The organism is Pseudomonas kitaguniensis (assembly GCF_009296165.1).
GTDB classification, from domain to species: Bacteria; Pseudomonadota; Gammaproteobacteria; order Pseudomonadales; family Pseudomonadaceae; genus Aquipseudomonas; species Aquipseudomonas kitaguniensis.
On sequence record NZ_VUAZ01000171.1, the window covers coordinates 1 to 8,183 of the forward strand.

7 protein-coding genes and 2 pseudogenes are annotated in these 8,183 nt (G+C 58.8%); all 9 read right to left on the minus strand.

Annotated features, from left to right (window positions below):
• A pseudogene (locus F0169_RS24845) lies at positions 1-183 on the minus strand (hypothetical protein); the annotation flags it as partial.
• A pseudogene (locus F0169_RS24850) lies at positions 173-1,102 on the minus strand (Hpt domain-containing protein); the annotation flags it as partial. The pseudogenes F0169_RS24850 and F0169_RS24845, both read right to left, overlap by 11 nt.
• Positions 1,103-1,113: 11 nt before the next feature.
• A complete protein-coding gene (locus F0169_RS24855) occupies positions 1,114-1,902 on the minus strand; it encodes a protein phosphatase CheZ (RefSeq protein WP_058413172.1) in 789 nt (262 codons plus the stop codon).
• A gap of 18 nt (positions 1,903-1,920) precedes the next feature.
• Positions 1,921-2,295: a chemotaxis response regulator CheY gene (locus F0169_RS24860; protein WP_161936704.1), complete on the minus strand. Its 375-nt coding sequence runs from the start codon at positions 2,293-2,295 to the stop codon at positions 1,921-1,923.
• Between the two features lie 170 nt (positions 2,296-2,465).
• Positions 2,466-3,206, minus strand: a complete 741-nt coding sequence (fliA, locus tag F0169_RS24865) for an RNA polymerase sigma factor FliA (RefSeq protein ID WP_058413174.1) — start codon at positions 3,204-3,206, stop codon at positions 2,466-2,468.
• The gene (gene fleN / locus F0169_RS24870) at positions 3,203-4,036 is read right to left on the minus strand and encodes a flagellar synthesis regulator FleN (protein WP_058413175.1); all 834 of its coding nucleotides are present in this window, start codon (positions 4,034-4,036) and stop codon (positions 3,203-3,205) included. Before fleN ends, fliA begins: the two co-directional genes overlap by 4 nt.
• Positions 4,037-4,142: 106 nt before the next feature.
• Positions 4,143-5,459 carry a flagellar biosynthesis GTPase FlhF gene (flhF, locus tag F0169_RS24875; protein ID WP_058413176.1) on the minus strand — a complete coding sequence of 439 codons (1,317 nt, stop codon included), beginning with the start codon at positions 5,457-5,459 and terminating at the stop codon, positions 4,143-4,145.
• 11 nt (positions 5,460-5,470) lie between these two features.
• A complete protein-coding gene (gene flhA, locus F0169_RS24880) occupies positions 5,471-7,585 on the minus strand; it encodes a flagellar biosynthesis protein FlhA (RefSeq protein WP_058413177.1) in 2,115 nt (704 codons plus the stop codon).
• A 144-nt stretch (positions 7,586-7,729) separates the two neighbouring features.
• Positions 7,730-7,939, minus strand: a complete 210-nt coding sequence (locus F0169_RS24885) for a cold-shock protein (protein ID WP_152747902.1) — start codon at positions 7,937-7,939, stop codon at positions 7,730-7,732.
• Positions 7,940-8,183: the final 244 nt, after the last annotated feature.

An 8,183-nucleotide genomic window follows, 5' to 3' on the forward strand; every position in this document is an offset into this window, starting at 1 on the left:
TCGGGTAAGCAAACACCTCAAACGCCTCCAGCAACTGCATGTCCGAACGCGAGGTTTCATGGTAATCACATCGGCGTCCATCGCCGCGATGGACTCGATCACATCGTTAAACTCGCTGTAGCACATGTGCGTATGAATCTGGGTTTCATCGCGCACACCCGAGGCGCACAAGCGAAACAGCCGGGGCCACTTCAGTGAACTTGCCTTTACCGTGCAACTGGTCCAACAACGCTTCGAATTCGTGATCAGAGATCAACCCATCGCCCGCCGGTTGCGCACTGGCAGCTGCACTGGCAGCGGGTGCCGTGGCCGTGGCGGCGACTTCCGGCAAGGCTTCGGCCGCAAACGTGCCTTTGCCATGCAGTTGGTCGAGCAACGCTTCGAATTCGTCGTCGGTAATCTCGTTGCTGGCAGCGGCAGGAGCAGCAGCAGGCGCTTGCGACTGGGCGGCAGGTGGCGCCACCGCGTCGGCCGCGAACTGGCCTTTGCCGTGCAACTGGTCGAGCAGCGATTCGAACTCAGCGTCGGTAATGTCTTCGCTGGTCGGCGCTGCAGACGCAGTGGCAGGCGCAGTAGCCGCTTGTGGCGCTTCAGCTTCAGCCTTGACCGCGCTGAGGGAGTTGAGCAGTTGCTCGAACTCGCTGTCCGTCACGTCTGCTTCAGGCTCAGCCACAGGCTCTGGCGCTTGCACCACCGGCGCAGCCGTGGTGTCGGCAGGCTCTGCCAGGCGCGCCAGGGCGGCCAGCAGTTCCGGGGTAGCCGCAGTGATCGGCGCACGTTCGCGCACTTCACTGAACATGCCGTTGACCGCATCCAATGCTTCGAGAATCACGTCCATCAGTTCCGAGTCGACGTGCCGCTCACCCTTGCGCAGGATGTCGAAAACGTTCTCGGCGATGTGACAGCACTCCACCAGCTCATGGAGCTGGAGGAAGCCGGCGCCCCCTTTTACAGTATGAAAACCGCGAAAAATTGCATTGAGCAGGTTCGCATCATCTGGTCGGCTTTCCAGCTCGACCAGTTGTTCGGACAGTTGCTCTAAAATTTCGCCGGCCTCTACAAGGAAATCCTGAAGGATCTCTTCATCGGCGCCGAAGCTCATGTGGGTGCTCCTTAGAAGCCTAAACTGGATAACAGGTCATCAACATCATCTTGACCTGACATAACGTCTTCACGTTTATCGGCATGAATCTGCGGACCTTCACCCTTGGCGAGATGTTTTTGTGGATCTTTTTCCGAGAGGATCGATTCGCGGTCATGTTCGATGCCGGCGAAACGATCAACCTGGCCTGCCATAAGCACCAATTTGAGCAAGTTGCTTTCCACCTCGGTGACCAATTGGGTCACACGCTTGATCACCTGGCCGGTGAGGTCCTGGTAATCCTGGGCCAGCAGAATGTCATTGAGGTTGCTGGAAACCGTACGGCTTTCCTGTTCGCTGCGCGTCAGAAACCCGTCGACCCTGCGGGCCAATTCACGAAACTCTTCAGCACCCAGTTCCCGACGCATGAAACGGCCCCAGTCAACGCTGAGGGCTTGCGCTTCGGTGGCCATGCCATTGACCAGGGGCGTGGCGTTTTCAACCAGGTCCATGGTGCGGTTGGCCGCCGCCTCAGTCAGTCTGACCACGTAGGACAGGCGTTCTGTGGCATCGGTAATTTGTGATATTTCTTCAGCCTGGGGCATGTGCGGGTCAATTTGAAAATTGACGATTGCACTGTGCAGCTCGCGCGTGAGCTTGCCCACTTCCTGGTACAGGCCGCGATCACGGGTCTGGTTAAGCTCATGGATCAACTGCACCGCGTCGCCGAAGTGGCCTTTTTCAAGGCTGTCGACCAACTGGTGAGCATGCTTTTTCAGGGTCGACTCAAAGTCGCCCAGTGACGTTTCTTTATGCTCCATAGCTCCCCCGTGGCAGCATCACTGACCGATTCGTTCGAAGATTTTTTCGATCTTCTCTTTCAAGGCCAGTGCAGTGAATGGCTTAACCACGTAACCGTTGACCCCAGCTTGAGCGGCTTCGATGATCTGCTCACGCTTGGCTTCGGCGGTGACCATCAACACAGGCAAGCTGCGCAGTTTTTCGTCCGCGCGCACATGGCGCAGCAGGTCGATACCGGTCATGCCTGGCATGTTCCAGTCGGTTACCAGAAAGTCGATGCTCCCGCTGTTGAGGATCGGAATCGCCGTAATGCCGTCATCCGCCTCGACCGTGTTTGTGAACCCAAGGTCACGCAACAGGTTTTTTATGATCCGCCGCATCGTTGAGAAGTCATCAACGATGAGGATTTTCATGTTCTTGTCCAATTCGACCTCCAAGCAGTCTTAAACGCGCCCAGCACCTGGACGCGCCATTTCAATCAACAGGCGTTACACAAAAAGGACTGCCGGGGCACCACGGAACGAATCCGCGAAAGGCGTTACACCTTTCGCCTGGTTGCGCTGCAGTGTCCCCACACTGCCTGTCAGCGCGCGCGCCACTCTCCCAATCGCCCCCGCAAGCGGGCCGCGCACTGGCTATGCAGTTGGCTGACACGCGATTCGCTGACCCCCAGGACCTCACCGATTTCCTTGAGGTTCAGCTCTTCGTCGTAGTACAGCGCCAACACCAGCCGCTCACGCTCCGGCAAATTGGCAATTGCTTCAGCCAACGCACCCTGAAAACGTTCATCTTCCAGGTCGCGCGACGGTTCGAGATGAGCACTCGCGCCGTCCTCGTGCAGCCCTTCGTGTTCGCCGTCCTGCAACAGGTCGTCGAAACTGAACAGGCGGCTGCCCAAGGTATCGTTCAGAATCCCGTAATAATCATCGAGACTCAATTGGAGTTCGGCCGCAACTTCATGATCTTTAGCGTCACGACCGGTTTTTGCTTCAATTGAGCGAATTGCGTCACTGACCATGCGTGTATTGCGGTGTACCGAACGCGGCGCCCAATCCCCTTTACGCACTTCATCGAGCATCGCGCCGCGAATACGAATACCCGCGTACGTCTCGAAACTCGCGCCTTTGCTCGCGTCGTATTTGGTCGACACTTCGAGCAGGCCGATCATGCCGGCCTGGATGAGGTCTTCAACCTGCACGCTGGCAGGCAGGCGTGCCAGCAAGTGGTAGGCAATGCGTTTGACCAAGGGCGCATAGCGCTCGATCAACTCGCCCTGGCTGTCACGTGCCGACTTTTTGTAAAGGTTGTAGCCGCTGGATGTCATAGCACCGGACCTGCGCTCGTGTGATGCACCAATCGCTCGACGAAAAACTCCAAATGCCCGCGCGGGTTGGCGGGCAGCGGCCAGGTATCGACCTTCTGGGCAATCGCCTTGAACGCCAAAGCGCACTTCGAACGAGGGAATGCTTCATAGACTGCACGCTGCTTTTGCACAGCCTTGCGCACACACTCGTCATAGGGAACTGCGCCGACGTATTGTAAGGCGACATCCAGGAAGCGATCCGTGACTTTGGTCAACTTGGCGAACAGGTTGCGCCCTTCCTGCGGGCTTTGGGCCATGTTGGCCAGCACGCGGAAGCGGTTCATGCCGTAGTCACGGTTCAGCAGCTTGATCAGCGCGTAGGCGTCGGTGATCGACGTCGGTTCGTCGCACACCACCAGCAATACTTCCTGGGCGGCCCGCACGAAGCTGACCACGGACTCGCCGATGCCGGCAGCGGTGTCGATCACCAGCACGTCGAGGTTGTCGCCAATGTCACTGAACGCCTGGATCAGGCCGGCATGCTGCGCCGGGCTCAGGTGCACCATGCTCTGTGTGCCGGAGGCGGCCGGCACGATACGAATCCCGCCGGGGCCTTGCAGCAGCACATCGCGCAGCTCACAGCGGCCTTCGATCACGTCGGCAAGCGTGTGTTTGGGTGTCAGCCCCAGCAGAACGTCGACGTTCGCCAGCCCCAGGTCAGCATCCAGCAGCATGACGCGACGGCCAAGCTCTGCCAGGGCCAGGGACAAATTCACTGACACGTTAGTTTTTCCGACGCCACCTTTGCCGCCGGTCACCGCGATCACCTGTACGGGATGCATGCTGCCCATTTTATTTCTTTACCTTGTCTTGCTTAGACGCAGGCTACATGGCTTGGCCGCGTGAATCGCTTGCAGACCATCGATGTAGATACATTTCACGGTGTTCATCCAGCCCTTAACCAACCCGTTTTGCGGGGTTGTGGTAGAGGTCGGCGAACATGTCGGCCATCGCTTCCTCGCTAGGCTCTTCTTGCATTTGCACGCTGACTGCGCGGCTGACCAACTGATGACGGCGCGGCAGATGTAAATCATCCGGGATCCGCGGCCCGTCGGTCAGGTAAGCAACCGGTAACTCATGACTGATGGCCAAGCTCAACACTTCACCCAGGCTCGCCGTTTCGTCGAGTTTGGTGAGGATGCAGCCCGCCAGGCCGCAGCGCTTGTAACTATGGTACGCAGCGGTAAGAACCTGTTTCTGGCTGGTGGTTGCAAGCACCAGGTAATTTTTTGACTTGATGCCGCGACCGGCCAGGCTTTCAAGCTGCATGCGCAACGCAGGGTCACTGGCTTGCAGGCCGGCGGTATCGATCAACACCACGCGCTTGCGCAGCAGCGGGTCGAGCGCGTTGGCCAGCGACTGGCCCGGGTCGACATGGGTGACCGTCACATTGAGGATGCGGCCCAGGGTTTTGAGCTGTTCCTGGGCACCAATGCGGTAGCTGTCCATGCTCACCAGCGCGATATTCTGCGCGCCGTACTTGAGCACATAACGCGCCGCCAGCTTGGCCAGGGTGGTGGTCTTGCCCATGCCGGCAGGGCCGACCATGGCGATCACACCGCCCTCTTCCAACGGTTCGATTTCCGGGGTAACGATCATGCGCGCCAAGTGCGCCAGCAACATGCGCCAAGCCTGGCGAGGTTCTTCAATGGAGGTGGTCAGCGCCAGCAGGTCACGCGACAGCGGGCCTGACAGGCCGATCCGTTGCAGGCGGCGCCAGAGGTTAGCCTGTTGCGGTTTGCTGCCTTGCAACTGGTTCCACGCCAGCGAGCCAAGCTGTACTTCGAGCAGCTCGCGCAGGCCATTCAGTTCAAACCGCATCGAATCCAGCGCGCGCTGGTCAACGGCGGCAGCCGGGGCTGGCGCAGCAGGACGCGGCGGCTCTTTGAACGTCGGCTCAACCAGCGGCTCGGCAGCGGTCAGCGGCAGGCCGGCGAACAACTGACGGTTGGTGGTGGTATCGCTGTCGCCACGCATGCTCAGCTCAGCCTGAGCCGAGACGATACGCGAGGCGGTCTTGCGCAACTCGTCTTCGAGCTCCATGTTCGGCACGCGCGGCGCCAGCGCCTGAGGTGTGTAATCCAGGGCAGCCGTCAGCTCGACACCGCCAGCAATACGGCGGTTACCAATAATCGCGGCGTCGGCGCCCAGCTCATCACGAACCAGCTTCATGGCCTGACGCATATCGGCGGCGAAAAAACGCTTAACTTGCATAACCCACTACCTCAGCCATTGGGCCCTACTGTCGCGACGATAGTCACTTGCTTATTGTCAGGAATTTCCTGATAAGCCAAAACGTGCAAATTCGGTACTGCCAAACGTCCAAACCGCGACAACATCGCCCGAACCGGGCCGGCCACCAGCAGTATCACCGGTTGGCCCTGCATTTCCTGGCGCTGTGCGGCTTCGATCAACGAACGCTGCAGCTTTTCAGCCATGCTTGGCTCCAGCAGAACGCCCTCTTCCTGGCCTTGTCCTGCCTTCTGAATACTATTGAGCAATATTTGTTCCAACCTTGGCTCCAAGGTGATAACAGGCAGCTCAGACTCAACCCCCACAATGCTTTGCACGATTGCGCGGGACAAACCGACGCGCACCGAGGCCACCAGCGCGGCGGTATCTTGACTCTTGGCAGCATTGTTGGCGATAGCCTCGGCAATGCTGCGAATGTCGCGTACTGGCACCTGTTCGGCAAGCAACGCCTGCAGCACCTTAAGCAACTGCGACAGCGACAGCACGCCCGGCACCAGTTCTTCGGCGAGTTTTGGCGACGCTTTGGCCAGCAAGCCCATTAATTGCTGGACTTCCTCGTGGCCGATCAGCTCGTGCGAGTGCTTGTACAGAATCTGGTTGAGGTGGGTAGCGACCACAGTGCTGGCGTCCACCACCGTGTAACCGAGCGACTGCGCCTGGCTGCGCTGGCTGATTTCGATCCACACCGCTTCCAAACCAAAAGCCGGATCTTTGGCGGTTATCCCGTTGAGCGTGCCGAACACTTGGCCGGGGTTGATTGCCAACTCGCGGTCGGGGTAAATCTCGGCTTCAGCGAGGATCACGCCCATCAGGGTCAGGCGGTAGGCGCTCGGGGCCAGGTCGAGGTTGTCGCGGATATGCACAGTGGGCATCAAGAAGCCCAAATCCTGCGACAGCTTCTTGCGCACACCCTTGATCCGCGCGAGCAACTGGCCCCCCTGGTTGCGGTCCACCATTGGAATCAGGCGGTAGCCGACTTCCAGGCCGATCATGTCGATCGGGGTCACGTCATCCCAGCCAAGCTCCTTGGTTTCCTGGGCGCGGGCCGGCGATGGCAGCAAATCCTGCTGGCGGGCAACTTCTTGCTGGGCCTGAACCTTGACCTGGTTTTGCTTGCGCCAGAACAGGTAAGCACCGCCGGCCGCCATGGCCGCCATGCTCAGGAACGAGATATGCGGCATGCCCGGCACGATGCCCATGACCGCCATGATGCCCGCTGCCACGGCCAGCGCCTTGGGCGATGCGAACATCTGCCGGCTGATCTGTTTGCCCATGTCTTCGGAGCCCGAAGCACGCGTCACCATGATCGCCGCAGCTGTGGATAACAACAGTGATGGCAATTGCGCCACTAAACCGTCACCGATGGTCAGCAGGGCATACACCTTGCCTGCATCGCCGAAAGTCATGCCGTGCTGGAAGATACCGACCGCCATACCGCCGATCAGGTTGATAAACAGAATCAGCAAGCCGGCGATGGCGTCGCCGCGCACAAACTTGCTGGCACCGTCCATGGAACCGTAGAACTCGGCTTCCTGAGCCACTTCCAGGCGGCGGGCCTTGGCTTGGTTCTGGTCGATCAGGCCGGCGTTGAGGTCAGCGTCGATGGCCATTTGTTTGCCGGGCATCGCGTCGAGGGTGAACCGCGCGCTCACCTCGGAAATCCGCCCGGCGCCCTTGGTGACCACCACGAAGTTGATGATCATCAGGATCGCGAACACCACGATACCGACCACGTAGTTACCGCCGATCACCACCTCACCGAAGGCCTGGATCACCTTACCGGCGGCGGCGTGGCCGTCTTGCCCGTGGAGCATCACCACCCGCGTGGAGGCCACGTTCAGCGCCAGACGCAGCAAGGTCGCGATCAGCAGAATGGTCGGGAATACCGCGAAATCCAGCGGCCGCAACGCGTACACACAGACCAGCAGCACAACGACCGACAGGGCAATGTTGAAGGTAAAAAACACATCGAGCAGGAACGGCGGCATCGGCAACATCATCATTGCCAGCATCACCAGCAACAACAACGGCACACCCAAATTGCCCCGCGACAGGTCAGTCAGGGTGCCACGGGCCGTGTTGAGCATTTGAGAGCGATCTACCACCGGTATTCCTCGTGTTCCTTGAAGCAAAGTTTTGACGCTGAGAGGCGTCCTGAAGGCGGTATTGCAAGAAGCCTTCCAACTTTTGCGTTAGAGGATACCGGGGAAGTTTTTATCGCTGATCAATGCTTAAATCGGCGTTACGTTCTTAGCCGTTGGTGCTTTAGATTTTGGATCGGTACCCATCTCGTACGACACCCTTTGCCCCTCCGCGAGAGTCTTGACGCCTGAGATTTGGATATCTGTGTGATGTAAAAATACATCGTGCCCACCACCCTCTGGAGCAATAAATCCATAACCCTTTGCCTCGTTAAACATCTTCACCGTGCCTGTCGCCATGATAACTCTCCCTGACTGATTCAACTCACCGCGCCCAATGTGCGGCATCACAACTTGATCTAACTACGAAGACACGGGCACGACTACTGTCAACGTTGACAGGTAGATGACGGATTCAGACGATTGGTGCGCCCGTGACGACTCGGTAGTCGACTGAGCTAATGGGATGGAAACCAGGTCAAATGTGGAAGGGGGCTTGCTCCCGATGGCGGTGTGTCAGTCGGTTATTTCGGGCCTGACACAC

Bases quoted from the DNA above. Each gene is read 5' to 3' on its own strand.
- F0169_RS24855 (WP_058413172.1), bottom strand. From the start codon at position 1,902: ATGGAGCATAAAGAAACGTCACTGGGCGACTTTGAGTCGACCCTGAAA.
- F0169_RS24860 (WP_161936704.1), bottom strand. From the start codon at position 2,295: ATGAAAATCCTCATCGTTGATGACTTCTCAACGATGCGGCGGATCATA.
- fliA (WP_058413174.1), bottom strand. From the start codon at position 3,206: ATGACATCCAGCGGCTACAACCTTTACAAAAAGTCGGCACGTGACAGC.
- fleN (WP_058413175.1), bottom strand. From the start codon at position 4,036: ATGGGCAGCATGCATCCCGTACAGGTGATCGCGGTGACCGGCGGCAAA.
- flhF (WP_058413176.1), bottom strand. From the start codon at position 5,459: ATGCAAGTTAAGCGTTTTTTCGCCGCCGATATGCGTCAGGCCATGAAG.
- flhA (WP_058413177.1), bottom strand. From the start codon at position 7,585: ATGCTCAACACGGCCCGTGGCACCCTGACTGACCTGTCGCGGGGCAAT.
- F0169_RS24885 (WP_152747902.1), bottom strand. From the start codon at position 7,939: ATGGCGACAGGCACGGTGAAGATGTTTAACGAGGCAAAGGGTTATGGA.